Below are 25,698 nucleotides of genomic sequence, written 5' to 3'. Positions count from 1 at the left end.
TGGGCATTGCGCTGGTCGTCCTTCTTCTGCTGCTCGTCGGCGTCCTCTCCGGTTGCTCGCCCTCCCCGACGCCAGCCCAAACCAACGGATCGGATCCGGGCGAGACCAGTTCCGTCGAGCGCACCGCGGCCGCTCAACAGACAATCGACGACTTCGTTGCGGCCGCCCGCCGTGGCGATCAGACAACGGCGGCCGCTCTGGTTTCGCCCCGCGATGGCAGTTTCGCCGGTCGGGCGGCGATCTGGGCCACCAACCTGGCACGTCTGGATTGGTCGACGCTGACCTGGACCGTGCAGTCGGCGCAGGGTGAGCTGTCCGACGCCAGGCAACAGCGCATCGGCACTGACGCCTGGGTTCAAGAGGTCACCATCTCGTGGGCGTACGCGGGGGAGAAGCGGGTCGCCCAGGAGAGCGTCTGGCTGACGTTCGTCACCGAGCCTCCGACGGCCGCGGATGGGGTGACGACGAGACTGGCCGGCGACGCGGACGATCCGACGGGCAGTTCGCCGACGCCGCTCTGGCTGCAGCAGCCGGTTCGGTTGCATCGATCCGGGTCGGTGCTGGTGCTGACCGCCTCGGCTGCGGCGGACCGCTGGGTTGCCGAGTCGTGGGGTGCCCAGCAGGCTGTCGCTCAGCGCGTCGGGAGTGCCCGTCGGGGTCGGCGCAGCGTACTGGTGGTCGAGGTGCCGCAGAGCCGGGCGCTGTTCGAGCGCACCGTCGGTGTGTCGCCGGGATCATACGCGGCCGTGGCTGCCGCGGCGTGGCCGATGGGCCCGGATACGACGCGCGCACCGATCCATGTCGTGGTCAATCCGGAGGCGGCCGGTCGGCTGACCGAGCTCGGTCGGAAGGTGCTGTTGACCCACGAGGCGGTCCATGTGGCGGTCCGGTCACCGGGCTCGCCGACGCCGACCTGGCTGGTGGAGGGTTATGCCGACCAGATCGCCTACGACGCCTGGCCCGCCGGACGTCTCCCGGCGCTGCGGTCGGTCGAGCGGTCGGTCCGCGAGCACGGCGCGCCGACCCACTGGCCGTCGGCGGAGGACTTCGCGCCCGATGCCAAGGATCTCGACCTGGCCTATGACCTGGCTTGGACCGCCGCCCACTCCATCGCTGCGGCGGATGGTGCTGATGCGCTGAGCCGCTTCTATGCGGCAGTGGCTGCTGGGAAGTCTGTCGACGAGGCGGCTGCGACCATCGGCACGACTGAGTCCGCGTTGCGGAAGCGGTGGCGGGCCGACCTGGCACAGCTGGCCGATCGATGACCGTCTTGGTCGTGACGAACGACTTCCCGCCGCACATCGGTGGCATCGAGTCGTTCGTGGCGCAGGCCTGTGGGTTCCTGGACAACGAGGTCGCGGTGCTGACCTCCATCGCACCCGGGTCCGCGGCCTGGGATGCCGCCGCCGGGTATCCGATCGAGCGCCTGCCGGGACCGCTGTTGCCGACCCCGGCGGTGGGCCGGGCGGCCGTGGGCCTGTTGCGGCGCAGTGGCGCGAGCCGGGTGCTGTTCGGTGCCGCGGCACCCCTGGCGTTGCTGGCGCCGGTGCTGCGGAGCGCTGGGGCAGAGCGAATCGTCGCCCTGACCCACGGCCACGAAACCTGGTGGGCGACACTGCCGGGTTCGCGTGCCCTGCTGCGGCGGATCGGTGACGAGGTCGACGTGCTGACCACGATCTCGGACTACGTCAGCGTACGGATCGCTGCTGCGTTGAGTCCCGAAGGGCGGGCCAAGCTGGTCCGTCTGCCGCCGCCGGTGGATCTGACGGTGTTCGCGCCACCTGCGGCTGGTGCGCGTCCACAAGGTCAGATGCGTCGCGTGATCTCGGTGGGCCGGATGGTCAAGCGCAAGGGGTTCGACACGCTGCTGCAGGCGTGGTCACTGCTGCCGAGCCTGCTCGATGTGCGCTCGGGGCCGTACGAGTTGGTGCTGGTCGGCGACGGCCCGCAGCGTCGACGGCTGGAGCGACTCGCGATTCAGGCTGGACTCGACCAGGTCAGGTTCACGGGTGCCTTGAACCGATCCGACGTGCGCGCCGAGCTGCAGCGCAGCGACGTGTTCGCCTTTCCGGTGCGGACCCGGCTCGGCGGTCTCGATCCCGAGGGTCTGGGGCTGGCACCGCTCGAGGCGGCCGCCTGCGGGCTCCCGGTCGTGGTCGGTCGCTCGGGTGGTGCCCCGGAGACGGTGCGCCACGGACGTACCGGCTATGTCGTCGAGCCCCACGACCCGTACGAGCTCGCCGGCCGACTGGCCCAGCTGCTGACAGACCCGGATCATGCCCACGCTCTGGGTGTCGCTGGCCGAGTCTTCGTCGGTGAGCGCTACGGTTCCGAGCAGGCGCGCCGTGTGTTGCGGTCCGCGTTGCTCCAACCGGAAGGGATGCCAGGTGGCTGATCAGACCAAGGACACCATCGAGATCACGGCCTCACCCGAGGAGGTGATGGCGGTCATCGCCGATATCGCGGCCTACCCGCAGTGGGTCAGCGCCATGAAGCAGGTTGACATCCTGAGCAGCCATCCCGACGGGCGACCGGATCACGTGAAGATCAAGCTGGAGCACAGTGTGGTGTCGGATCAGTACACGCTGGCCTACGACTGGCAGCCGAGTCTGGTCAGCTGGCACCTGGTGGAGGGCTCGCTGCTCAAGGCCATGGACGGCTCCTACGAGCTGGCGCCGACTGCCAGGGGCACCAAGGTCACGTACGCGTTGTCGGTCGACATCCGGATGCCGATGATCGGGATGTTCCGGCGCAAGGCCGAGAAGACGATCATCGACGGCGCGCTGAAGGACCTCAAGCGACGGGTCGAGGGCTGACCACTGGTGTCCGCGTCGCACGCTGACCACGACTCCGCAGCCCTACCGCTCAGCGTCGGCATCGACATCGGTGGCACCAAGGTCGCCGCCGGCGTCGTCGACCCGGGCGGTGGCATCGCCGAACGGCTGCAGATACCGACCCCGTCGCGCAGCCCACAAGCGGTGGAGGACGCGATCGTGGACCTGGTGACCGAGCTGTGCGCCAAGCACGAGGGCGTGGAATCGGTGGGCATCGGCGCGGCCGGTTGGGTGGACAGCACCCAGTCCATCGTCCGCTTCTCGCCGCATCTGGCCTGGCGGGAGGAACCGCTCAAGCAGCGGCTGCACCAGCGGATCGACCTGCCGCTGATCGTCGACAACGATGCGAATGCGGCTGCCTGGGCCGAGTATCGATTCGGTGCCGGCCAGGGTTCGTCGGTGATGGTCTGCATCACCCTCGGCACCGGCATCGGCGGTGGCCTGGTGCTCAACGGCGACCTCTTCCGTGGCGCCTACGGGATGGCCGGCGAGTGGGGCCACATGATCAGCGTTCCCGGCGGGCACCGCTGCGAGTGCGGCAATCGTGGCTGCTGGGAGCAGTACGCCTCCGGCAATGCACTGGTCCGCGAGGCCAAGGAACTGGCCAGCTCCAACTCACCGATGGCCTTCCGGCTGCTGGAGATGCTCGGCGGCGACCCGGAGACGATCACCGGGCCGGAGGTGACAGCTGCGGCGGTGGCGGGGGAGCAGACCGCGATCGAGCTGCTGGCCGATGTCGGACAGTGGCTGGGACAGGGCATCGCCAACCTCGCCGCCGCGCTGGATCCGGATCTGGTGGTGATCGGCGGTGGCGTGAGCGCGGCCGGTGACCTGCTGCTGCAGCCTGCTCGCCAGATGTTCGCGCGCACCCTGACCGGCCGCGGGTTCCGCCAGCAGGCGCGGCTCGAGCTCGCGCACTTCCGCAACGACGCCGGCCTGATCGGTGCCGCCGACCTTGCCCGGCACGCCGTCCTCAACCCCCCAATGTCCGACTGCGGCGGCTTCTGGCCCGGCCGCGGCTACGACCGCCAGGAGTAGGCCCCGTTCGGTCCCGAGCGAGCGTAGCGAGCGAGCCTGTCGTGAGCGACGAGGCGGAGCGCGGCTCTGTCTGGACCGAGGAGGGAGCAAACACGTTTTTCGTTTGCGAGCGACGAGGGAAGACAGAGTCCTAAGCGCGCAGCCCGAGTCGCTCACGACTTACAAGACAGCCCCGTCGCCGGCGTCCGGCGGGCGATGTCGAGGCAGCCGACTGAGCAGCAGGCCGAGACCACCGGCGAAACCGATGACGCCTGCCCACGCGGCCCAGCGGGGCAGTGGGAACCCGAATACGCCGACCAGAACCGTCAGCAAGGCATAGCCGATGCCGATCCAGCCGACCAGCATCGGCCAGCTCGGCCGTGGCAGCGGAGCAACCGGGCCCGGGTCATAGCGCTCCTCGTGAACCGGCTCCGATTCCTCCTCCGCATCCGGCACATCGATCTGGGGCGCGTCGGTCGTGGGCGTTTCGAAGACCGATCCGGGTGCCGCCGAGTCTGGGACGGCTTCATCCCAGTCCGACGGCTGGCCCGAGTCCGGTCGCTCGGCCGTCTTGTGGAAGCCGGCGACCAGGTCGGCGAACGCGCGGTCGACCGCTGCTCGGTCGTCGGCCTCGTTCATCGGCTCCCTGACGTCGTTGCGGGCTGCGGAAGTGGGTCAGCCCGGCCGGACGGCACCCGCGTACGGCATCGAGCTGATCTTGCTGTACGACACCGTCTTGCCGGGTCGTGGCGCGTTGATGATCAGACCGTCACCAGCGTACAGACCGACGTGGCTGGGATTCGAACCGTAGAAGAAGACCAGATCGCCGAGCTGCAGGTCGGCGCGCGCGACCCGCTTCCCGACTTTGAACTGGGTGTAGGTGGTGCGTGGGATGGAGACTCCTGCTGCTCGCCACGCGGCCTGGGACAGGCCCGAGCAATCCCAACGGTCTGGACCGGTCGCGCCGAACACGTACGGCTCGCCGAGCTGGGCACGAGCGAAGGCGAGGGCGACCTGCCCCCGGTGGCTGGAACTGACGGGGTTGCTGATGCTCACCGGCACCGGCCGGCTGGGGGAGGCGGAGCCCACCGCTTCGGCGAGGTACGCCGCCGAGACCCAGCGGGTGGCCGTCCCCTGCCGGAACTGCGCGTAGCCGCCGCTGAATCGACCGGTCAGCGTGATCGCGCTGCCCTCGGCCAGTTCGCTGGCGATCCGGTAGCGGGTGCTGGGTCCGGTGCGCACGTTGAGCTCTTCGGTGGCGATCTTGGTCCCGCCGGCCGGGATGCGCTTCGGCGCTGCCGGACGGGCGCCGACCCGATCCAGGTACTCGCCGTCCATGTACGCGGTGGTGCCACGGAACCGGACCTTCACCCAGTCACCGGTGGCGTGGCCGTTGACGGTGATCTTCTGGCCGCGGACCAGCCTGCCCACGACGGTGGCCGACGTGCTGGCGCCGGTACGGATGTTGACGGTGGTGGTCGCCACCCCAGTGCTGGACGCGGCATGAGCGGGCGTGACCCCGCAGATGGCGATCAGCACACCCGCGCCGCTCAGGGCGGCGAGGCTGGTGATCACGCGGCGTCCGAGCGGCGCGCGCGCCGGACAAGCTTCGAAGACGGACATGGTGTGATTCCTCACCGATGTGGTTGCTCTGTGGTCACTTCAGTCACAGGAGACTGAGATTTCCTCAGGAGGCTAACCATGCACCAATGATCACAGCAAGATCACGGGCAACATTTGGGTGTGCTATGCAAGGCGACACGCCGGTGAAGGTCGAGATGAGGTTGAGACTTTTCGGGTGCTTTTGGGCTGAAGGCCCAGTTCAGGACGAGAGGCGACCGATGAACTCCACGGACGCGTCGAAGATCTCCTGGGCCTCGTAGTCGAGGGTCGCCACGTGGAAGCTGCGGGTCAGGGTGCGGAATTCGGCATCCGCGGAGCCGACCCGCTCTTTCAGGATCGCCACCGAGGAGGGGTCGACGACGTGGTCCTGTTCGGAGCGGAAGACCAGCAGCGGCTGCGTGACCAGATCGAGATGGGCGACGACATCGGCCCACAGCTTGCTCTGGGAGTGCAGCGCGCGCAGTGGGTTGCGGTCATAGGCGATTTCTCGGGCCGCCGGGTCGGCGACGTCGTTGCCGATGGCCGAAAGAGACGGCACGAGCCGGGACAGCACCGGCAGGACTTTCATCCGCGGGTCGGTGATGTTGATAGCCGGGTTGACCAGGACCAGACCGGAGACCGCGTCGCCATGCTGCTCGGCCAGCCGCAGGCTCAGCGCACCACCCATCGACAGACCACAGATGAAGGTCTGCGCACAGCGCTCCCGCAACTCGTTGAACGCAGCCTCGATGTGGGCATACCAGTCGATCCACTGAGTGGCGTTGAGCTCCTTCCAGTGGGTTCCGTGCCCGGGCAACCGGGGCAGTGACACGGCGTAACCGGCCGCGGCCAGGTGCTCTGCCCAAGGGCGCATGGACTGGGGAGTGCCGGTGAACCCGTGCACGAGTAGGACCCCGATCGGGCCCTCTCCGGCTGCGTACGGCTGGATGGCCGGGTCGTCGACAAAAGCTGGCGGCGTCGGTTCGTCGCGGCCGTGAAAGCGATCGACGAGTCGGACCACCGGCTCCAGGGCTCTGCTCAGCAGTGAGGTCACGAGCGCATCGTGGCACAGCTTCCGCCACCGCGGGCGAGGGCACTAGGCTCGGTGCGGAAACAAGCCGCTGGAGGGCCTGGAGGGGCGTTGTTCTACTGGATCTTCAAGTGGTCGCTGTTCGTGCCGGTCGTCCGGCTGATCTGGCGTCCCAAGGTCACCGGGCTGGAGAACGTCCCCGACTCCGGACCGGCCATCGTGGTGTGCAACCACACGTCGGCCGTGGAGACCTTCATCGTGCCGGCGATGATCAGTCGCCGGTTGACCTTCCCGGCCAAGGCGGAGTTGTTCACCCAGGGTGGCGGCATCGGCAAGCGGATCGTCGCCTGGTTCCTGGCGGCGGTCGGCCAGTTGCCGATGGACCGCTCCGGCGGACGCGCCAGCGCTGGGAGCATGGACGGCGTGCTTCAGGTGCTCAAGAACGGCGAACTGCTGGCGATCTTCCCCGAAGGCACTCGGTCGCCGGACGGACGCCTCTACAAGGGCAAGACCGGGGTAGCTCGGCTGGTGCTGCAGGCCAAGGTGCCGGTCATCCCGATCGGTATTCGTGACTCGGTGGCCAGGCGGACCAAGCGGCTGGGGATTCCGTACTACCCGCGAACCAAGATCTCCATCGGCCCGCCGATCGAGTTCGACCGTTATGCGGCGGCTGCCACTGACCGGAACGTCATCCGCTATGTCACCGACGAGATCATGGCGGCGGTCCAGGCGCAGTCCGGTCAGGAATACGTCGACGCGTACGCAGCCTCGGTGAAGTCTGCGCTCGCCGAAGGGCGTCAGTTGCCCTCGGCGGTAGTGGTGGCTCGCCCAGGGCTCGGCCGGCCCGTGCCTCCGGTGCCGGGAGACGAGCAGGTTCAGGATGAGGCCTCGTGACCAAAGGGGATCGTAGGCGGGCCAAGTCTGAGCTGGCGGTGCGCAAGGACAAGCAGGATCGCCAGGGCCGTGGGCTCTACTGGGTGATGCGCAACGTGCTGCTGGGACCGCCGGTGCGCAGGATCTTCAACCCGATCGTCGAGGGCGCGGAGAACGTGCCGAAGGAAGGCCCAGCGATCCTCGCCGCCAACCATCTCTCCTTCGCGGACTGGCTGTTCATGCCGCTGGCGTTCGATCGGCGGATCACCTTCGTGGCGAAGTCGGACTATTTCACCGGCGATGGTGTCAAGGGATGGGCACAACGCCGGTTCTTCGCCGGCACCGGCCAGGTGCCGATCGACCGCAGCGGCGGCCGAGCGTCGGAAGGGGCGCTCCGGGCCGGTCTGCGGGTGCTGGAGCGCGGTGATCTGTTCGGCATCTTCCCGGAGGGGACCCGCAGCCATGACGGACGGCTCTACAAGGGCCGCACCGGCGTGGCGCGGATGGCGCTCGAGGCGAAGGTGCCCGTGATTCCGGTCGGTGTCATCGGCACCGACGTGATCGCCCCACCCGGCAAGGTGGTCAGCAAGGTGATCAGCCCGACCGTGAAGTTCGGCAAGCCGTTGGACTTCTCCCGCTACGACGGGATGAGCGAGGACCGGTTCATCCTGCGCTCGGTGACCGACGAGATCATGTACGCGATCATGGAGTTGACCGGGCAGGAGTACGTCGACATGTACGCGCCGGCAGCGAAGGAGCTCGCCGCCAAGCAGGCCAAACAGGCCGAAGAGGACGAGGTCTCACCGCAGACGTGACCCAGTCGTGGGTCGTCGTGTGAGTTTTCGTGGCGTACTCGCCCCAAGAACTCACTCAATGATCGCCGGGGATCGGGTGGCGGGCGCGATCCCACGCACCGTAAAGCGCGCGCCGACCGATGTCGAGCCGTCTAAAGTTGCCGCGTGCCCGACAACCCCCCCATTCCCTCCCTGGACGAGCTTCACGCGCTCAAGCCACTGCAGCAGCCCAGCTACGACGACCTGACTGAGGTTGCCCACGTCGTGAACCGGCTGCGCTCGTTGCCGCCGCTGGTGTTTGCGGGGGAATGCGATGCCCTGCGCGCCAAGATGGCCAGCGCCGCGGCCGGTGAGGCGTTCGTCCTGCAGGGTGGCGACTGCGCGGAGACCTTCGACGGCGTGACCGCGGCCAACATCCAGGGCAAGCTGCGGACCCTGTTGTCGATGGCGATCGTGCTGACGTACGCCGCCCAGGTGCCGATCGTCAAGGTCGGCCGGATGGCGGGGCAGTACACCAAGCCGCGCTCGGCGGCGAACGAGACGCGGGGTGACGTCACGCTGCCGGCCTACCGTGGGGACGCGGTGAACGGGTTCGCGTTCACGCCCGAGGCGCGGCGGCACGATCCGCAGCGGCTGCTCGGGGTCTACAACGCCTCGGCCGCCACCCTCAACCTGGTGCGGGCCTTCGTCACCGGCGGCTTCGCTCACCTGCGCAGTGTGCACACCTGGAACGCCGACTTCGTCAAGAGCTCCGCGGCTGGCGTGCAATACCAGACGCTGGCGAACGAGATCGATCGCGCGCTCGCGTTCATGGTGGCCTGCGGCATCGACGACGAGGTGTTCGGCACCGTCGACTTCTACGCCAGCCACGAGGCGTTGAGCCTGGAGTATGAGCACGCGATGACGCGGGTCGACTCGCGGACCCAGCTGCCGTACAACGTTTCCGGTCACTTCTTGTGGATCGGGGAGCGCACCCGGCAGTTGGAGGGCGCCCATGTCGAGTTGCTCCGGCATGTCCGCAACCCACTCGGCATCAAGCTCGGCCCGACCAGCACCGCGGACACCGCACTGGAGCTGGCCGACCGGCTCGATCCCGATCATGAGCCGGGCCGGATCACCTTCATCACCCGGATGGGTGCGCACCGGATCCGCGACGTGCTGCCCGAGATCGTGGCCAAGGTGACCGCCAGCGGCCGACAGGTCGCCTGGGTCTGCGACCCGATGCACGGCAACACCTTCGAGGCCCGCAACGGCTTCAAGACCCGGGCGTTCTCCGATGTGATCGGGGAGCTGAACGGCTTCTTCGACGTGCACGAGGAACAGGGCACTTGGCCGGGTGGGGTGCATGTCGAGCTCACCGGCGACGATGTCACCGAGTGCGTGGGCGGCAGCGAGGACCTGGTCGAAGCCGACCTGGTCAACCGCTACGAGACCTTGTGCGACCCGCGGCTGAATCGCAACCAGTCGCTGGAGTTGGCCTTCCTGGTGGCCGAGCGGTTGACCACCGGCCGGATCCGGCGGCCGAACCCGGTGCAGGCATTCGTGCCCGTCTCGTTTTGAGGTTGCCGCTTCCGAAAGGTTGTTTCTGGTGATCGATCTGCGCTCCGACACTCTCACGTTGCCCACGCCTGGGATGCGCGAGGCGATGCTGACCGCCCCGCTGGGCGACGACGTCTATGCCGAGGACCCGACCATCAACGAGCTGGAGCGGCGGACGGCTGCGCTGCTCGGGCACGAGGCAGGGCTGTTCTGCGCGACGGGCTCGCTCGCCAACCTGCTCGGGGTTCGGCTGTTGGTCGAGCCCGGCCAGGAGGTGCTCTGCGATGCCGCGGCCCACATCGCGCGGGCCGAGATGGGCGCCCACGCCGCGGTGCACGGGGTGACGATGCGGACCGTGTCCTCGGCCGACGGGCTGGTGGACCTGGCGGCGTACGAGGCGATGTTGTCGCCGAATGCCGGTCCGCATCTGGTGTCGACCGCTGCGGTCGCCGTGGAGAACACCCACAATTTCGGCGGCGGCACCGTGCAGCCGTACGAGACGCTGGCCGAACTGTCGGAGCTGTGCCACTCGGTCGGCGTGGGGGTCCACCTCGACGGCGCGCGGCTGTGGAACGCGCACGCGGCGACGGGCGTGCCGCTCGCCGACTATGGCCGGCTGTTCGACACCATCAGCGTCTGTTTCTCCAAGGGCCTCGGCGCTCCGGTGGGCTCGATGCTGGTCAGCAGCGCCGCCAATATCGCCAAGGCCCGGGTGCGGCGCAAACGACTGGGCGGTGGCTGGCGTCAGGCCGGCATCCTCGCCGCAGCTGGGCTGTATGCCCTGGACCATCACGTCGACCGGCTGGCCGAAGATCATCTGGCTGCGTCACTGTTCGCCCGCGCGGTGGCCGAACAGGCACCTGGAGCGGTGGATCCGGAAACGGTAGCGACGAACATCGTGGTGCTCGACACCGGAGAGCGGCCGGCCGCCGAGGTCGCCGCCGCGGCGCTGGATGAAGGGGTTCGGGTCTCGGCGTTGGGTCCGCGGATGTTGCGCGCTGTGACGTACTTGGGCGTGACTGCCGACCAGTGCGCAGGCGCCGGCACCGTGATCGGTCGGCTGCTTCGTTCCTGATCTTCCCGACACTTCGTACGCTGTTCAGAGCGGCCGGCATCACCGTCGATCCCGATGCGGCTGGTGATGCCGAGAAGGAGCAGCCGTCCTCGACAAGGAGCAGATGCACCCCAAACGCGCGGATTTACCTGCGTTTGCTCCTTCTCGAGGCAGCCAGTCGCGGTCAGAGGAGGAGACATTCGACTCCTCGACCACCGCGCGGGCGGCGTCGGTAGGTTGGGTCGTATGCGGATCACACACCTCGGTCACTCGGCCGTCCTCGTCGAGACCGACGACGCACGCGTCCTGATCGATCCTGGCAACTTCTCCGACGACTGGCACGGGGTCACCGACCTCGACGCGGTGCTGATCACCCATCAGCATCCTGATCACGCCGATCCGGCGCATGTGCCGGCGTTGGTGGCCGCCAACCCGGGGGCCAAGGTCTATGTCGAGCCGTCGATCGCCCTGGCCGCCGGGGCGGGCCGGTTTCCCGACCTGAATGCGCACCCCCTGGCCGCGGGCGAGCAGACCGTGGTCGGTGATCTGCTGGTCACCGCTGTCGGTGGCGAGCACGCGATCATCCATCGAGACATCCCGCGGATCGGCAATGTCGGGTTCGTGTTGCGCTCGGAAGGCCAACCGGCGCTGTTCCACCCGGGTGACTCGCTGGCCGCCGTCCCCAGTGGCGTGGACATCGTCGGCGTACCGATGATGGGCCCATGGGCGGCGATGAAGGAGACCATCGACTTCGTCCGTGCGGTGGGATCCTTGGAGGGATTCCCGATCCACGACGGGTTGCTCAACGAGCGTGGCCGCGGTCTGATCTATGGCCGAGTTGTCGACATGACGAGTACGCGGATGACTGATCTGCGGGCAGGAGTGACTCATGAGTTCTGATCAGGCTGGATCCGATCGGGGCGGGTCTGAACAGGGGAGACGGCTCACGGTCGTCTTCGCCGGCGGTCATGGGCAGATCGCTCTGCTCGCGCAGCATCGGCTTGGAGCCGAGGGACATAGGCCGATCGGGTTGATCCGCAACGCCGACCATGCCGACGAGCTGCGCGCCGTCGGGGCCGAACCAGTGGTCTTCGATCTGGAGCGGCAAACCGCCTCTGAGCTGGCCGAGATTCTGCAGGCCCAGGGGGCGGACGCGCTGGTGTTCGCAGCCGGTGCCGGGCCGGGCAGCGGTACGGCGCGCAAGATGACCGTCGACCGGGATGGCGCGATCCTGCTCGCCGATGCCGCCGAGTTGGCGGGGATCGGACGCTATGTGGTGATCTCCGCGATGGCGGCCGATGACTTCGAGGTGGGCTCCGGTGAGGTGTTCCAGGTCTACCTGCGAGCCAAGTCCGAGGCCGACGAGATCGTACGCTCGCGCCCGCTGGACTGGACCATCGTCCGGCCCGGTCGGCTGACCGACGAGTCGGCCACCGGCCGGATCCTGATCGCCGAGCAGACCGGCAGGGGCCCGATCCCGCGGGACGACGTCGCCGAACTCGTGGTCCGGCTGGTGGTCGACGGCACCGGTGTGCGCCGGCAGTTCGAAGTGATCTCGGGCGAGACCCCGATCGCCGAAGCCCTCGCCAGCCTCTGAAGTAGGTCTGCCCAAATCTGCTCGGGATTGTCGGCTTCGCTCGGGCTACAGATCGAGCGAGACCGACAAGATCGAGCAGATCAAGGGACGGACCGCCGGCGGGGGGCGAGCTCGACCAGATACATGGCGGCCAGGATGGCGCCGCCGCCGAGGAGCATCCGCCAGGTCAGGCTCTCCCCGCCGAGCGCTACGGCGAAGCCGGCGGCCCACACGGGCTCCATGGCCATGATGACCGCAGCGCGGGACGCCTCCACCCGAGCCTGGGCCCAGGTCTGCAACAGCATCGTCAGCGCACCGGCGATCAGCGCGAGATAGACGACGATGGCCCAGTCCACTCCGCTGCTCGGCAGCTGGATGCCACCCGGCGCCGCTCCGATCCCACAGACGACCGCGATCGCCGCCATCTGCACCACGCTCAGCTGCAGTGCCGTCCCGGGCTCGCTCACCCGACCGAGCACGATGATGTGCAGGGCGTAGACGACAGCCGACGCCACGGTGAGCAACTCGCCATAGCCGATGGCGAAGCCCTGCAGTGACAGCACACCGAGCCCGACCGTGGCCAGGACTGCCGCCGCCCAAACCGCCGGTGCGATCCGCGTTCTCAAGATCAGCGCCGAGAGCAGGGGAGTGAGCACCACGTAGAGCCCGGTCAGGAAACCCGAGACGCTGGCCGCGGTGTGGGCCAGTCCAACCGTCTGCAGCAGCTGGGCGATCCCGTACAGGACACCGAGCAACAGTCCCTGGCGCAGGGTACGCAGCGGCATCTTGAGTCGCCGCCCGGCGACGATCGCGAGTGCCACCGCGGCGATGGCGAACCGGATGGTCAGCATGTCCGGGACCGGGATCCGGGTGACCACGTCCTTGATCATGAAGAACGTGGAGCCCCAGGCCGCCGTCATCGCCAGCAGCGCGATCAGCGGACCGAGCTCACCTCGGCGCACAGCCATGCAGTCAGATCCCGGATTCAGCCGACGCGTACGAAAGGATGGTCAGACGACGTACAAGGTGATCGTAGAGCCCTTCGGTGCCGCGCTGTTGGCGCCGGGCCTGGTGTAGACGACGTACCCGAGCCCCAAGTAGTTGACGGCCACCGGCTGCACCTTGGTCTTGAAACCTGCCTTGGTCAGGGCCTTCTTGGCCGCCTCGACCCCTTGGCCGCGGACGCTCGGAACGGTCACCATCACCGGGCCGAGCGAACGCTGCAGGCTGATCGTGTCGCCCTTCACGCCGGTGCCGGACTTCGGCGACTGGCTGATCACCAGACCCTTGTCGATGCTGTCGGAGTGCTCGGCGGTGACCTTGACCTTGAAGCCGGCGTTCTTCAAGGACTTCACTGCGGCTGCCGTCGATTTGCCGGTGTAGTCGGTGATCTTGATCGGCTGCGGGCCCTTGGACACGGTCAGGTCGACCGCCGTGCCCGACTTCAGTTTGGTGCCGGGCTGGTAGGACGCCGTGAGCACCGTGCCGCGCTTGCTCGTCTCCGAGTACGTCTCCGATGTCTTGCCGACAGCCAGGTGGGCCTTCTTGATGGCGTCGACGGCATTGGCCTTGCTCAGGCCGACCAGCTTCGGCATGCCGTAGCGCTCCGGGCCCTGGGAGAGCATCGCGGTGATCGAGCCCCCGTCGGGCACCTTGGTGCCGGCCGTCGGATCGGTGTCGATCACGACGCCACGCGGGACCGTCTCGGAGAACGCGTCCACGAAGCTGAGTTGCAGGCCCTCCTGTTCGGCCACGGAGGCTGCCTCGGCCTTCGGTAGCGCTGCCAACGCGGGGGTCGCGGTGAACCGGCCTTCGGTGAGATACCAGCCGGCCAGGGCCGCGACGGCGGTCAGCATCAAGACCAGCAGCACGATCAGCCAGCCGCGCCGCCGGCGCTGGGCCTCCCGCTCGCGGCGCGACACCAGTCGCTCGGTGGAGACGTACGCACCCGGGTTGTGCGACTGGCCGCCGCGAGGATCAGTCGAGGGCACGGCGGGCGGCGGGGCATCTCGGACGGTCGGCGGTGACGTCGGGGTATGGCCGCGCTGATGCACGATCCGCGGTGGGCTGACCGGCACCGCACCCGGCGCCGGCACGAACTGGGTCAGCTCGGCGTCGGGATCGGTTCCGGCCGGCATCGCCGATGACAGGTCGGAGCGCTGCAACACGCTCAGGTCCTGGGTGAGCTCGGGATCGTCGGGCAACCCTTCGCGCAGGGCCATTCGCACGCGACGCACCTGGGAAAGGAACACCTTGCCGTCGTGCGGCCGGGCATCGGGGTTGCGGGCGGTCGCTCCGGCCACCAGCGCGTCGAGATAGGGCGGGATGTGTCCCGCGGTGCGGAACTGCGACGGCGGCGGCACATCGTTGTGGACGTGGGCGTACGCGACCTGGATCGGGGTGTCACCGACATGGGGCTTCCGGCCGGTCAGCATCTCGAACAGCACCACGCCCGCGCTGTAGACGTCGGATCGCGGACCCGACTTGCCGGACAGCACCAACTCCGGCGGCAGATAGGAGACGGTGCCGATCAGCAGTCCCTGGGTGGCGGTCGAGGTCTGTGCGCTGACCGCCTTGGCCAGCCCGAAGTCGACGACCTTGATCTGGCCCCGCTCGGTGAGCAGCACGTTCTCCGGCTTGACGTCGCGGTGCACCAGACCGGCCTCGTGGGCTGCGGCGAGGGCCGCGATCACCGGTTCGATGATCTCCAGTGCCCGTTCGGGCGGCAGCGGCGCCTCGTGGTTGAGGATGTCACGGAGAGTCCGACCCTCGACATACTCCATCACGATGTAGGGCCGGCCGTCGTCGTGTCCCTGGTCGAAGACCGACACCACATTCGGGTGCGAGAGCTTGGCCGCGGACCGGGCCTCGCGGTCGAATTTGCGCGCGAACTCTGCGTCGTCCCCGAGCCCGACGTGCATCACCTTGACGGCGACCGTCCTGGTCAGCCGGGTGTCGGTGGCGACATAGACCGTCGCCATGCCGCCGCGGGCCAGCCGGTGGGTGATCTGATAGCGACCGTCGAGCAGCTGGCCCACCAGGGGGTCACCAACGCTCGTCATGGTCACGCCTGCTCCAAACACGGTGGGGGAAGTTGGCCGTGGGGAAGTCGACCCCGCGGCTCCTGATTGCCCCGGTGGCCTTCCGACGGAGTCTAGGCGCGAGTTCGGTCTGGTTCGGGGAGGGCGCGCCGTGAGATTGAGGAGATTGAGGCCGTGTGAATGGCACTGCTCGCCCGGCGCTCAGGACCGCTCGTTCGTCGCGTCCTGTCGCAGGACGGAACAGCGTGTCCTACGACCGGACGCTCCTGCACTCCCGGTCGCGCCGGGCTGCGCTGCGCTAGTCAATTCTTCCTTCATCCGTCGAGGATGCCTCCGCATAGCGGCGAACCGGAATGCGACCGGCACCGCGGGCCAGCCGACCGGCGCGGACCGCGTACTTCATCGCCTCGGCCATCTGCACCGGACGCTCGGAGCGGGTCACCGCGGAGGCCAGCAGCACGGCGTCGCAGCCGAGTTCCATCGCCTGGGCGGCCTCGGATGCGGTGCCGATCCCGGCGTCCAGAATGACCGGCACGGTCGCCGACTCCACGATCAGCTCGATGTTGTGCGGGTTGCGGATGCCTAGCCCGGAGCCGATCGGCGCGCCCAGCGGCATCACCGCCGCGCAGCCGGCATCGGCCAGCTTGCGGGCCAGGATCGGGTCGTCGTTGGTGTAGGGCAGCACGACGAAACCGTCGGCGACCAGTCGCTCTGCCGCGTCCAGCAGCTCGATCGGATCGGGCAGCAAGGTGATCTCGTCGGCGATGACTTCCAGCTTCACCCAGTCGGTCTCCAACGCTTCCCGGGCCAACTGCGCGGTCAGCACCGCTTCGGCCGCCGAATAGCAACCGGCGGTGTTCGGCAGCACCGCGATCCGATGCCGGTCGAGCACATCGAGCACCGAGCCGGGGGCGCTCGGGTTCACCCGGCGCATGGCCACGGTGGTCAGCTCGGTGCCGGAGGCCAGCAGCGCGGCTTCCATCACCTCCACGCTGGGGGCACCGCCGGTGCCCATCACCAGCCGGCTGCCGAACGCCTTGCCGGCGATCACCAGTGGGTCGTCGGTCGTCGTAGGCACCGCGGTTACCTCACGCGCCATGGCTTCAGCCACCCTGCACCGCCGTCACGATCTCCACTTTGGCTCCCTCGTTGAGCGCGGTGTCGGCCAGCCGCGCCCGGGGCACCACCGAGCCATCGACCGCGACGGCGATGCCGCGGCGGGGCTCGAGGTCCCCGTGCTCGACGATCACGTCGCGCAGTGTCGCATCCTCGGCGACCTCGCGCTGCTCGCCGTTGAGGAAGATGATCACGTACGTACTCCTCGGTCGTTCTGGGGCCGTTCGGATGTGGCACGGCCGCTCGTCGATCGGTCGAATCGCTCGACACCGAACGGTTCGATCACCGGCAGCGACCGGTCATGCAGGATCAACTCGGCCACGGCGTCTGCAGTGATCGGGGTGAGCAGGACGCCGTTGCGGTGATGGCCGGTGGCCAGCACCAGCCCGGCCAGGGCACCTCGGCCGAGAATCGGCGCGTTGTCCGGAGTGCCGGGCCGATAGCCCACCGACGTCTCGGCCAGCACGTACTCGGTGCTCATCGGGATCGCCAGCCGCGCGTCCCGCAGCAGCTCGTACACCCCGCCGGCCGTCACTCGGCGATCGAAGCCCAACTCCTCCGAGGTCGCGCCGACGACCAGCTCGTGGCCACTGTCCCTCGGCACCAGATAGATCTCCGTACCCCGGGTGAAAGCTCGCACGACGAGGCCGGGTTGCGGGAACCTGCCCGGGTCCAGCCGCAGGATCTGGCCCTTCACCGGGCGGACTGGCAGTGCTGGGATCCCGGTCAGCTGACCGGCCCAGGCACCGTTGGCGACGACCACGGTCGGCGCGGAGATCTCGCTGCCGTCGGCGAGCACCACGCCGGTGACTCGGTCCGCGGTCGAGGAGACGTGGTGGACGAACCCGGTCAGAGTCCGTACGCCGGAGCGCCCACCCGCCTCGCGCAAAGCCGCTAGCAGTTGCCGGTTGTCGCAACTCGCATCCCCGGGAACCAGCAGGCCAGCACGGATCGTCGGCGCCAGCAGCGGCTCGAGTTGCCGGGCCTCCCGGCTGGTCAACCGGGTCGACTCCAGGCCCAGCCGGGTCAGATAGTCGGCGAGCTGCGCCATTCGGGCCGCGTCGTCGGCGTTGTAGGCGATCGAGATCGTCGGTCCCGACCGCAGCCCACTGGGCAGCCCGCTGGCCTCGCTGACCTCGGCCGCGAAGCTCGGATAGCGCTCCATCGAGGCCAGGTTGAGGCCGAGCAGCAGCTCTTCGGTGAACGTCGTCTCGGTGACCGGTGCCAGCATGCCAGCCGCGACATTGGACGCCGCGGCCTGCGGTTCGCCGGCGACCACGACCGCGTCCAGCCCGGCGCTCGCCAGCCGCCAGGCCGCCGCCCGGCCCATCAGGCCGCCGCCGATCACCACCACGTCGGCGGTGACCGGCACGGAGCTGATGGTGTTCACGCTTGCAGTCTAGGAAGTCGCCCTGACAGTCGTGACCCCGTCCAGCTCCGAGCCTCCGAGCCGGATTCGGCCGGTGCTGTCGGGTGCGAACGCTAACCTCGACCACCATGACCGCCTTGATGGGCTTGCAGGCACGGCTGCGACTGGCCCGGCTCTATCTGTGCACCGACGCCCGGACCGAGCGCGGCGATCTGGCCGAGTTCTGCGAGGCGGCGTTTGCGGGTGGCGTCGACATCCTGCAGATCCGGCAGAAGGAGATGGATCCTGCTGAGGAACTCGACGCGCTCGAGATCGCCCGGCGCGCCGCCGAGCGGCATCAGGCGCTGATCTGCGTCAATGACTCGCCGCGGCTGGCCGGGCGGTTCGCCGCGGACGTGCTGCATCTCGGCCAGACCGACGGCTCCTCCCGCGAGGCTCGGCGTCAGCTGCCTCGGTGGGCGTTGATCGGTCGGTCGACGCACGAGCCGAAGCAGGCCGACCGGGCGATCGAGGACGGGGACGCGGACTACTTCTGCGTCGGACCCGTGTACGCCACTCCGACGAAGCCGGACTACCGCCCGGCGGGTCTGGATCTGGTGCAGTACGCCGCCGAGGTCGCCCCGCCGAGCGATATCGCAGCCAAGCCCTGGTTCGCCATCGGCGGCATCGATCTGGGCAACCTCGACCAGGTGCTGGCTGCCGGGGCTCGCCGGGTATGCGTGGTCCGGGCGATCACCCAGGCCGACGATCCCGAGGCGGGGGCCCGAGAGCTCAGCGATCGACTGCGCGAAGCTTGGCGATCCGATCCGGCCATGAAGCCGTACGCGCTGGCCGCCGCCGGATTCACCGGCCCGGCCCGCTGACCTGTCGGAAAGCTGCGGCGATGAGCAGGAAGATGAAGGGGATCGGCGGTGTCGTCGCTGCCCTGGCCGCGGTCGTCGTGTTGGCGTTGGCTCTCCTCGATCCAGGCAGCTCGGCACCGACGAACACCTCGACTCCTGGCTCGGGTGCCAGCAGTCAAGGCTCCGGATCACCGACCTCCGGGGCCGGCTCGGCTTCTCCCGGCGGCACCTGTGCCGGGACCACGGTGGATGCCGGCGGCTGGACCTGGGTCTGTCTGACGGAGTTGCCGCGCCAGGCTCAGCAGACCGTGACCTTGATCGATGCCGGCGGGCCGTTCCCGTACGCGAAGGACGGGTCGACGTTCAACAACTTCGAGGGGCTGCTGCCGAAGCAGCCCAAGGGCTACTACCGGGAGTACACGGTGTCGGCACCGGGCAAGCGGGATCGCGGACCTCGTCGGATCGTCACCGGGGATCATGATCGGGAGCTCTTCTACACCGAGGATCACTATGCGTCGTTCGTGCGGGTGAAGCGATGAGTGACTCCGATGCGTTGTGGGAGCTGGCCGCGGGCCACGGCGGTGTCTATCGGCTCGAGTTGCCGGTCAAGACTGGGCCGCCGGTCGAGGCCATGCTCGCCGACGAGGGCTGGCGCGTGGCGGTCGTGGCCGAGGTCTCGCGTACCCGCGACTTCTATGCCGCGCTGCGGACGGCACTCGACCTGCCGGAGTGGACCGGGTCCAACCTCGACGCTCTCTGGGACGTGCTCACCGATCTGCGTGAGCCCACCGCGCTGGTCTGGCGGGGGGCTGACTCGTACGCCGTTGCGCGCCCGCAGCGCTGGTCGCAGCTGCTGGAGGTCCTGACGGAGCGGTCCACCCAGGACCCACCGTTTGCCGTCGTGCTCGCCTGATTCCCGGGGGTTCCACGGGTTTCAGGCCTGACGGCGGACGGCCGCCGTGGCGAGCGCGGTCAGTGCCTCCCGACCTGGAGTGCTGATCGACGGCTCGGCCAGCGCGGCGATCGCCTCCTGGTAGGCGCGGTCGATCATGACCTCGACCGCCTCGCGAGCGCCGCTGCCGATGATCACCTGTTGCAGGGCCGCCACCCCCGCGTCATCCAACTCAGGGTCGCCCAGCCGCGTGGTCAGCAGCGCCCGGCCGGTCGCGTCCGTATGGGCCAGGGCATGGGCGACCAGCACGGTCCGCTTGCCCTCCCGAAGGTCATCGCCCACCGGCTTTCCGGTGACCTCCGGATCGCCGAACACCCCGAGCAGATCGTCCCGGAACTGGAAGGCGCGGCCGAGCGGCGACCCGTATGCAGCCAGGGCATCGAGCAGGGTCGGGGAACCGCCGCCGATCACCGCGCCGAGCTGCGCGGGGCGATAGACGGTGTAGCGGGCCGACTTGTACTCCACCACGCGGTTCGCCGCATCCAGCGCATGGCCGAGCTCGGCCCCGAAGGGACGCGACTGCGCGGTCACATCGAGATACTGACCGCAGGTCACCTCGGTGCGCATCCGCTGTGCGATCGAGTACGCCGCCGGCGCCACGGCGACCGGCATCCCGGCCTGCTCCAGCATCTCCACCGACCACATCACCAGCAGATCGCCGAGCAGGATGGCGCCGGCCCGACCGAACGGCTCCGGCTCACCCAGCCGGTCATCGGCGGTATGCAGGCCCTCGAATTGGCGGTGGGCGGCAGGTGCCCCGCGACGGGTGTCGGAGCCGTCCATCACGTCGTCATGGACCAGGGCGCTCGCATGCAACAGCTCGAGACTGGCGGCCGCATCGAGCACACTGTCGAGCACCGGATCAGCCGGCGCTCCTGTCGCGCCATCCATTGTCGCGCGATCCAGGCCTGCGGCGGCCACATAGCCCCACAGACAGAAGGCCGGGCGCATCCGCTTGCCGCCGGAGAGCAGCCGCTCGGTGACTGCGAGCAACGGTTCGATCTCCGGCTGAAGCTCAATCAGCTCGTCGGCCCGCCGGGCCAGGAAGGCGGTGATCCGCTCTCCGATCCTGGTTCGGAAGGGGATGCCAAGCGGCCTGCTGGGATCCAGCAGCACGGGAACAGCAGGAGCGTCGACCACATGGTGAGCCTACGGATTCGGGGAAAACGCCGTGGTGAGTGGTCACGACCGGAGGTTCGTCGGAGTGTCCGACGCCCAGGCACGCACCTCGCTGCGTTCTCCTCGGTCGTGATACGACCTGGTATCCCTTCCTCGTCGGCCTTGCGATGCACGCACCTGGATGCCGGACACCCGTGACGAACCTCCGGTCGCAACCACTAGGGTTGCCCGCATGGTGGGCCGGAACGTGTACGCGACGCGCCCGCCCACCGTCGCTGAGTTGCTGCATGCCGCCGAACGCCCGCTGTTCTCCTTCGAGCTGTTCCCGCCCAAGGACGACGAGCAGGGCAGGCTCTTGTGGGATACGGTGCGTCGGCTGGAGGCCCTCGGCCCCGACTTCGTGTCCGTCACCTACGGGGCGAGCGGCTCGACGCGGGATCGGACCATCGAGCTCACCCACGCCATCGCCGAGCACACGACGCTGCGCACCATGGCGCACCTGACCTGCGCCAGCCAGTCGCGCGACCGGCTGCGTCAGGTGGTGGGTGCGTACGCCGGGGTGGGCATCCGGCACATTCTGACCATCCGCGGAGACATGCCGGGCGGTCCGTTGCAGCCGTGGGTACGGCATCGCGACGGCTTGGCGAACGCGACCGAGCTGGTCGAGCTGGTCCACAGTCTGGGGGACTTCTGTATCGGTGTCGCAGCATTCCCGGACCTGCATCCCGAGCAGCACAACGCCGATCTCGACGCACGGATCCTGGTGGCGAAGGAGCAGGCCGGCGCCGGTTTCGCGATCACCCAGCTGTTCTTCACCGCCGAGCACTATTTCGAGTTGGTCGAGCGCGTCCGGGCGTTGGGCTCGGACCTGCCGATCATCCCCGGCATCATGCCGGTCACCCGGCTGAGCCAGATTCAGCGGTTCGCCGAGCTGTCCGGGGCCCAGTTGCCCAGCTGGGTCGTCGACCGGGTGACCGCGGCCGGGAATGATCCGGCCGCCGTCCGCCAGATCGGGGTCGAGATGGCCATCGAGCTGTCCCAACGGCTGCTCGCCGGCGGCGCGCCGGGGCTGCACTTCATCACCATGAACCGCTCCACCGCGACGCTGGAGATCCTGCGCGAAGTGGAGCCGCTCGCCCGCGTGCACTGAGTTTCCCGGTGTTCCGCGTGGGCGCCGCCTCCCAGGTCCGCTCGCCTGCTGGGCCACGAAGCGCGTACCGGGCCCGGACTTTTGGTCCGTGGTCCCCTTCTGAGGTGGACCACGGAACAAAACTGTCGGCCAGGCGGCGGCGAACTGGAGGCTCAGACCCCGACGATCAGACCAGGTTCTTGCGCCAGGCCGGGTCCCGGCCGAGATCCAGGGTGATCAGCCGCTGGGTCGGCCGGGTCAGCGCAACATAGAGCGACCGCAGCCCGCCGGCGGACTCGGCCACGATGGCGTCCGGGTCGACGACCAGGACGCCGTCGTACTCCAGCCCCTTCGCCTGCAGCGCCGTGACCACCAGGACCCGCGGATCGCGGTCCTCACCGGTCTCGTCGAGCGCTTGCGCGACCGAGGCGAGCAGCGAGGGCGGGGCTACCACCCCGACGGTGCCCTCGACCGCCGCCAACAGATCAGCGACACCCGACCGCACATCTGTGGCGAGATCCCCGTCCAGGGCGGTCCGCAACTCGGGCAATACTCCGGTCGAGCGCACCGCGACCGGCAGATCGGCGTCCGGATAGGCATGCACCACCACCTTGGCGGCAAGGTCGAACACCTCGGCCGGCGAGCGGTAGTTGGTGCTCATCCGGAACCGGCGCACCGGTGCCGTCCCGATCAACTCACGCAGTGCCCGATCGGTCTCCCGCGGGTCCGGCCAGGAGCTCTGCGCCGGATCGCCGACGACGGTCCAGCTGGCGCTCGACCCGCGCCGGCGCAGCATCCGCCACTGCATCGGGGTGATGTCCTGCGCCTCGTCGACCAGGATATGGGCGTACGTCTGGTGGGGGGTGGCGAACGGGTCGACCTCCCGCTTGGTCTCCAGCCGCTCCATCGTGGTGACCAGCTCCGAGACCGAGGCGTCGTCGTCGAGGAACAGCGACACCTCACGTTCCTCCGGCTCGGGCAGCGGTCCGAGCCGGTGCACCAGTTCGTCCAGCAGTGCGGCGTCGGCGATCGTCCAGTCGTGGGCGCCGCGCCGGTTCCGGTACGAGGCACTGAGCTGCTCGGCCTCGTCGGCGCTCAGCACATGCTCGGACAGCCGAGCCGCCAGGGTCGGCGAGGCCAGCCGGGCCAGCGCATCGGCCGCGCTGACCCGTGGCCACCAGGCATTGGCGAAGACGGCGAACTGGGCGGTGTCGGCCACTCGCTCGTCGAAGTCGTCTCGTTCCAGATCCAGCTCGACCGGCCGCTTGCGCCACAGCGCATTCAGCAGCGCCCGTTCCGCAGCCTCTCGGCCGGCGTTGAGCTTGTTGTGGGCCAGCACGTCGGTCCGGATCCGAGCCAACTCGCCGGCACCCAGGCGCAGCACGTGCCCTTGCACGCTGACGAACAGCTCCAGCGGCACGTCCTGCCACGGCTCGTTGACCAGCCGCTTCAGCACGGCGACCATCCGCAGGCTGCCCTTGATGGTGGCCACCGTCGCGTCGTCGGTCCGCTCCCCGCGAAGGTCGACCACATCGGAGGCGACGGTGCCGACCGATCGGAGCGTCACCGCATCCTCGCCGAGGGAGGGGAGCACCCGCTCGATGTAGTTCATGAACACCTGGCTCGGCCCGACGACCAGCACACCACCGTTCTCGAACCGGCGGCGGTGGGTATAGAGCAGGAACGCGGCGCGGTGCAGCGCGACCACGGTCTTGCCGGTGCCCGGGCCACCGGAGATCAGTGTGAAGCCCTGCCACGGCGCACGGATCGCGTCGTCCTGCTCGGCCTGGATGGTGGCCACGATGTCGCGCATCTGCGGCCCACGGGCGCGACTCAGGGCAGCCATCAGCGCGCCCTCGCCGACCACGACCAGGTCGGCAGCGGAGCCGTCGTCGAGCAGATCGTCCTCGATGCCGATCACCCGATCGCCCGAGCAGCGCAGCACCCGTCGCCGAACCACCTGCATCGGGTTCGCCGGGGTGGCGCGATAGAACGGCTCCGCCGCAGGAGCCCGCCAGTCGATCACCAGCGGCTCGTACTCGGCGTCGCGGACCCCGATCCGGCCGACATAGCGGATCTCACCGTCGGTCCGGTCCAGCCGTCCGAACACCAGACCCTCGTGCTCGGCATCCAGCACGGCGAGCCGCTTGGCGGCCTGGTAGGCGAACACATCGCGCTCGAAGAGACCGGTGCCGTCTTCCTCGCGGACAAAGCTGTCACGCTCGGAGTGATACAGCTTGGCCCCCTCGTTGGCCACCTGCTGGGCCGACCGGGTTGCCTCGTCGAGACGTGCGTACACCAAGTCCACGTGCGCCTGCTCGATCGCCAGCTCGTGCTCCAGCGTCGATTGCTTCAAGGGAAAACCGGCCTCACCGTACGACAGCGAAAAACGAACGACTCACTCTACCCGTGCGTCGTGCCGACCGGGGATCGTCGAGCCTGTCGTCTCAGCTGACCAGCTCGTGCACCGCGTACGAGGCCAGCGCACCGGAGAGGATGGCGGCTGCTGGGCTGTTGCCGGCCGGCGACCAGGGTCCGGCGAGCAGCAGGTGGTCGAGACCGCTGCGGACCGGTGGTCGGTTCAGCCAGCTTTCGAAGCCGTGCCAGGCGGCGCCGTAGCCAGGGTCGGGCTGCCTCCGCTGCCAGTCGTGGATGCTGCGGAGGGTGCCCGCGGTGACCGGACGCTGGTAGCTGACGGTCGGCACTCCTCGGTCGTCCAGCGTGATCGTCTCGCTCACCAGGCCCTCTGCCCAGCCGTCGGCGTACGGCAGCAGTTCGTGGGTGACGGTCGGCGCCTGGGCGGGATGGAGGTGATGCAGGTGCCGACGCAGCGATCGAGCCCGGAACCGGGGGAGTCCGGCATCGGGCAGCTGCCAAGGATCGGCGGTCCACACCACCGCGCTGGCCGTGAGCCGCTCGTGCGTGGTCACCACCCCCCGGACCCGGCCGCGGTCGAGATCGAGCAGATCGACCTTCTCGTTGAGGTGGATGTCGACGCGTCGCAGTTTGGCCCGAGCCGCGAGGGCGTCGATCAGCGTGGAGGAGCGGCCCGTCCGGTCCTGGTCGTCGTCCCCGCAGTCCGACTGCAGCGTCCAGCGGCCGAAGCGGCGTTCGATCGACTGGGCGACCGCGCACCACGCGGGGGTGGTCTCCGGCTCTCCGCCCTGCCGGTAGGCGCCACAGCGCAGCACGGCGGCCAGATGCGGATGATCGATCTCCTCGGCGAGGTCGGCGATCGTCCGGTCCTGCCGGATCCGGCGTCGCACCGGTGCCGTGAGCTGGGCCTTGCCGGTCAGCTCCGCTTCCCAGCCGAGTCGGCGGACGGTCTGCCAGACGTCGTCCAGCTGGTCCACCAGCATCCGCCACCGGGTGGCGGTCGCCGTGCCGTACCGCTTCTCCTGCACCGAGAACAGCTCGCCCCGGTCGGTGGGCCAGCTCAGCTCGGCGCCGTCGGCGAACACGTACGTCGCCGGCGGCGCCGCCGAGAGTGTCGCCGCGGACCGGTCGAACTCGTCGGCCAGGGTGCGGCCGGATTTGCGGTAGAGGTCGCGCCACGGAGCCGGGAACTCCAGCACTGCCGGTGCGTCGTCGACGATGACGTCACCGCCGGGAAAGCTCTGGACTCGCGACGACCAACGGCCACCGAGCCGATCGGCGGCCTCGTACAGCCGGACCGGGTGGCGCGCCTTGGCCAGCCGCATGGCGGCCGCCAGACCGGCCAAGCCGCCGCCGACCACCACGACGGGTGATCCGCCGCCGGGTCGCTGTGCCCTCGCCGCCGCGCTCACACCCGGCAGCGTAAACGACCGAG

The 25,698-nt window shown here is 69.0% G+C and carries 25 protein-coding genes; 14 read left to right on the top strand and 11 right to left on the bottom strand.

Features of this window, described 5'->3' with window-relative positions; all coding sequences use genetic code 11:
• Positions 1-290 precede the first annotated feature (290 nt).
• From MLP_RS28140 to MLP_RS20145, 4 genes are read left to right on the top strand one after another with little or no spacing between them, the layout of a single operon-like run.
• Positions 291-1,265, top strand: a complete 975-nt coding sequence (locus MLP_RS28140; RefSeq protein WP_013865021.1) for a hypothetical protein — start codon at positions 291-293, stop codon at positions 1,263-1,265.
• On the top strand, positions 1,262-2,395 hold the full coding sequence (locus MLP_RS20155) for a glycosyltransferase family 4 protein (protein ID WP_013865020.1): 1,134 nt from the start codon (positions 1,262-1,264) through the stop codon (positions 2,393-2,395). Before MLP_RS28140 ends, MLP_RS20155 begins: the two co-directional genes overlap by 4 nt.
• The gene (locus MLP_RS20150) at positions 2,388-2,816 is read left to right on the top strand and encodes an SRPBCC family protein (protein ID WP_013865019.1); all 429 of its coding nucleotides are present in this window, start codon (positions 2,388-2,390) and stop codon (positions 2,814-2,816) included. Before MLP_RS20155 ends, MLP_RS20150 begins: the two co-directional genes overlap by 8 nt.
• A gap of 6 nt (positions 2,817-2,822) precedes the next feature.
• Positions 2,823-3,872 (top strand): ROK family glucokinase, encoded by a 1,050-nt coding sequence (locus MLP_RS20145; RefSeq protein WP_013865018.1) that lies wholly within the window; start codon positions 2,823-2,825, stop codon positions 3,870-3,872.
• Between the two features lie 159 nt (positions 3,873-4,031).
• On the opposite strand, the gene MLP_RS20140 is transcribed toward MLP_RS20145, so the two are convergent.
• The 3 genes from MLP_RS20140 to MLP_RS20130 all read right to left on the bottom strand — a co-directional run bounded on the left by MLP_RS20140 (position 4,032) and on the right by MLP_RS20130 (position 6,507).
• Positions 4,032-4,490: a hypothetical protein gene (locus MLP_RS20140; RefSeq protein ID WP_013865017.1), complete on the bottom strand. Its 459-nt coding sequence runs from the start codon at positions 4,488-4,490 to the stop codon at positions 4,032-4,034.
• Positions 4,491-4,526: 36 nt separating this feature from the next.
• A complete protein-coding gene (locus MLP_RS26680; protein WP_049804607.1) occupies positions 4,527-5,474 on the bottom strand; it encodes a C40 family peptidase in 948 nt (315 codons plus the stop codon).
• A 199-nt stretch (positions 5,475-5,673) separates the two neighbouring features.
• Positions 5,674-6,507, bottom strand: a complete 834-nt coding sequence (locus MLP_RS20130) for an alpha/beta hydrolase (protein WP_013865015.1) — start codon at positions 6,505-6,507, stop codon at positions 5,674-5,676.
• A gap of 87 nt (positions 6,508-6,594) precedes the next feature.
• Between MLP_RS20130 and MLP_RS20125 the strand changes: the two genes are divergently transcribed.
• The 6 genes from MLP_RS20125 to MLP_RS20100 all read left to right on the top strand — a co-directional run bounded on the left by MLP_RS20125 (position 6,595) and on the right by MLP_RS20100 (position 12,340).
• Complete coding sequence (locus tag MLP_RS20125) at positions 6,595-7,377, top strand: lysophospholipid acyltransferase family protein (protein WP_013865014.1); 783 nt, start codon at positions 6,595-6,597, stop codon at positions 7,375-7,377.
• Complete coding sequence (locus MLP_RS20120) at positions 7,374-8,171, top strand: lysophospholipid acyltransferase family protein (RefSeq protein ID WP_013865013.1); 798 nt, start codon at positions 7,374-7,376, stop codon at positions 8,169-8,171. Before MLP_RS20125 ends, MLP_RS20120 begins: the two co-directional genes overlap by 4 nt.
• Positions 8,172-8,315: 144 nt before the next feature.
• A complete protein-coding gene (locus MLP_RS20115) occupies positions 8,316-9,710 on the top strand; it encodes a class II 3-deoxy-7-phosphoheptulonate synthase (RefSeq protein WP_013865012.1) in 1,395 nt (464 codons plus the stop codon).
• A 28-nt stretch (positions 9,711-9,738) separates the two neighbouring features.
• A complete protein-coding gene (locus MLP_RS20110) occupies positions 9,739-10,764 on the top strand; it encodes a threonine aldolase family protein (protein ID WP_013865011.1) in 1,026 nt (341 codons plus the stop codon).
• A 225-nt stretch (positions 10,765-10,989) separates the two neighbouring features.
• Positions 10,990-11,643: an MBL fold metallo-hydrolase gene (locus tag MLP_RS20105; protein WP_013865010.1), complete on the top strand. Its 654-nt coding sequence runs from the start codon at positions 10,990-10,992 to the stop codon at positions 11,641-11,643.
• Positions 11,633-12,340, top strand: coding sequence for an SDR family oxidoreductase (locus MLP_RS20100; RefSeq protein WP_013865009.1), 708 nt, complete (start codon positions 11,633-11,635; stop codon positions 12,338-12,340). The genes MLP_RS20105 and MLP_RS20100 overlap by 11 nt, the downstream gene beginning before the upstream one ends.
• 80 nt (positions 12,341-12,420) lie before the next feature.
• On the opposite strand, the gene MLP_RS20095 is transcribed toward MLP_RS20100, so the two are convergent.
• The 5 genes from MLP_RS20095 to thiO all read right to left on the bottom strand — a co-directional run bounded on the left by MLP_RS20095 (position 12,421) and on the right by thiO (position 17,866).
• Entirely contained in the window at positions 12,421-13,287 is an 867-nt protein-coding gene (locus tag MLP_RS20095) for a DMT family transporter (protein ID WP_013865008.1), read from the bottom strand.
• A 42-nt stretch (positions 13,288-13,329) separates the two neighbouring features.
• Positions 13,330-15,381: a Stk1 family PASTA domain-containing Ser/Thr kinase gene (gene pknB, locus MLP_RS20090; protein ID WP_041793095.1), complete on the bottom strand. Its 2,052-nt coding sequence runs from the start codon at positions 15,379-15,381 to the stop codon at positions 13,330-13,332.
• A 277-nt stretch (positions 15,382-15,658) separates the two neighbouring features.
• Positions 15,659-16,459 (bottom strand): thiazole synthase, encoded by an 801-nt coding sequence (locus MLP_RS20085; protein WP_013865006.1) that lies wholly within the window; start codon positions 16,457-16,459, stop codon positions 15,659-15,661.
• A gap of 4 nt (positions 16,460-16,463) precedes the next feature.
• Positions 16,464-16,670, bottom strand: coding sequence for a sulfur carrier protein ThiS (gene thiS, locus MLP_RS20080; protein WP_013865005.1), 207 nt, complete (start codon positions 16,668-16,670; stop codon positions 16,464-16,466).
• Positions 16,667-17,866, bottom strand: a complete 1,200-nt coding sequence (gene thiO / locus MLP_RS20075) for a glycine oxidase ThiO (RefSeq protein WP_013865004.1) — start codon at positions 17,864-17,866, stop codon at positions 16,667-16,669. The genes thiS and thiO overlap by 4 nt, the downstream gene beginning before the upstream one ends.
• A gap of 107 nt (positions 17,867-17,973) precedes the next feature.
• On the opposite strand from thiO, the gene thiE reads away from it, so the two are divergent.
• From thiE to MLP_RS26675, 3 genes are read left to right on the top strand one after another with little or no spacing between them, the layout of a single operon-like run.
• Entirely contained in the window at positions 17,974-18,708 is a 735-nt protein-coding gene (gene thiE, locus MLP_RS20070; protein ID WP_013865003.1) for a thiamine phosphate synthase, read from the top strand.
• Between the two features lie 20 nt (positions 18,709-18,728).
• On the top strand, positions 18,729-19,226 hold the full coding sequence (locus MLP_RS20065) for a ribonuclease domain-containing protein (RefSeq protein WP_083843887.1): 498 nt from the start codon (positions 18,729-18,731) through the stop codon (positions 19,224-19,226).
• Complete coding sequence (locus MLP_RS26675) at positions 19,223-19,600, top strand: barstar family protein (RefSeq protein ID WP_013865001.1); 378 nt, start codon at positions 19,223-19,225, stop codon at positions 19,598-19,600. The genes MLP_RS20065 and MLP_RS26675 overlap by 4 nt, the downstream gene beginning before the upstream one ends.
• Positions 19,601-19,621: 21 nt before the next feature.
• Here MLP_RS26675 and MLP_RS20055 read toward each other — a convergent pair whose 3' ends face one another.
• Positions 19,622-20,779, bottom strand: coding sequence for a polyprenyl synthetase family protein (locus tag MLP_RS20055; protein WP_013865000.1), 1,158 nt, complete (start codon positions 20,777-20,779; stop codon positions 19,622-19,624).
• Between the two features lie 211 nt (positions 20,780-20,990).
• Between MLP_RS20055 and metF the strand changes: the two genes are divergently transcribed.
• On the top strand, positions 20,991-21,908 hold the full coding sequence (gene metF / locus MLP_RS20050) for a methylenetetrahydrofolate reductase [NAD(P)H] (RefSeq protein WP_013864999.1): 918 nt from the start codon (positions 20,991-20,993) through the stop codon (positions 21,906-21,908).
• Positions 21,909-22,074: 166 nt separating this feature from the next.
• Here metF and MLP_RS20045 read toward each other — a convergent pair whose 3' ends face one another.
• Both MLP_RS20045 and MLP_RS20040 read right to left on the bottom strand, forming a co-directional pair.
• Positions 22,075-24,228, bottom strand: a complete 2,154-nt coding sequence (locus MLP_RS20045) for a HelD family protein (protein ID WP_041793089.1) — start codon at positions 24,226-24,228, stop codon at positions 22,075-22,077.
• Positions 24,229-24,334: 106 nt separating this feature from the next.
• Positions 24,335-25,675 (bottom strand): FAD-dependent oxidoreductase, encoded by a 1,341-nt coding sequence (locus MLP_RS20040; protein WP_172641605.1) that lies wholly within the window; start codon positions 25,673-25,675, stop codon positions 24,335-24,337.
• Between the last annotated feature and the right edge of the window lie 23 nt (positions 25,676-25,698).

This window comes from Microlunatus phosphovorus NM-1 (assembly GCF_000270245.1).
In the GTDB taxonomy this organism is placed as follows: domain Bacteria; phylum Actinomycetota; class Actinomycetes; order Propionibacteriales; family Propionibacteriaceae; genus Microlunatus; species Microlunatus phosphovorus.
Note: the sequence above shows the minus strand (reverse complement) of the source record. Positions and strands in the feature narration are given on the sequence as shown.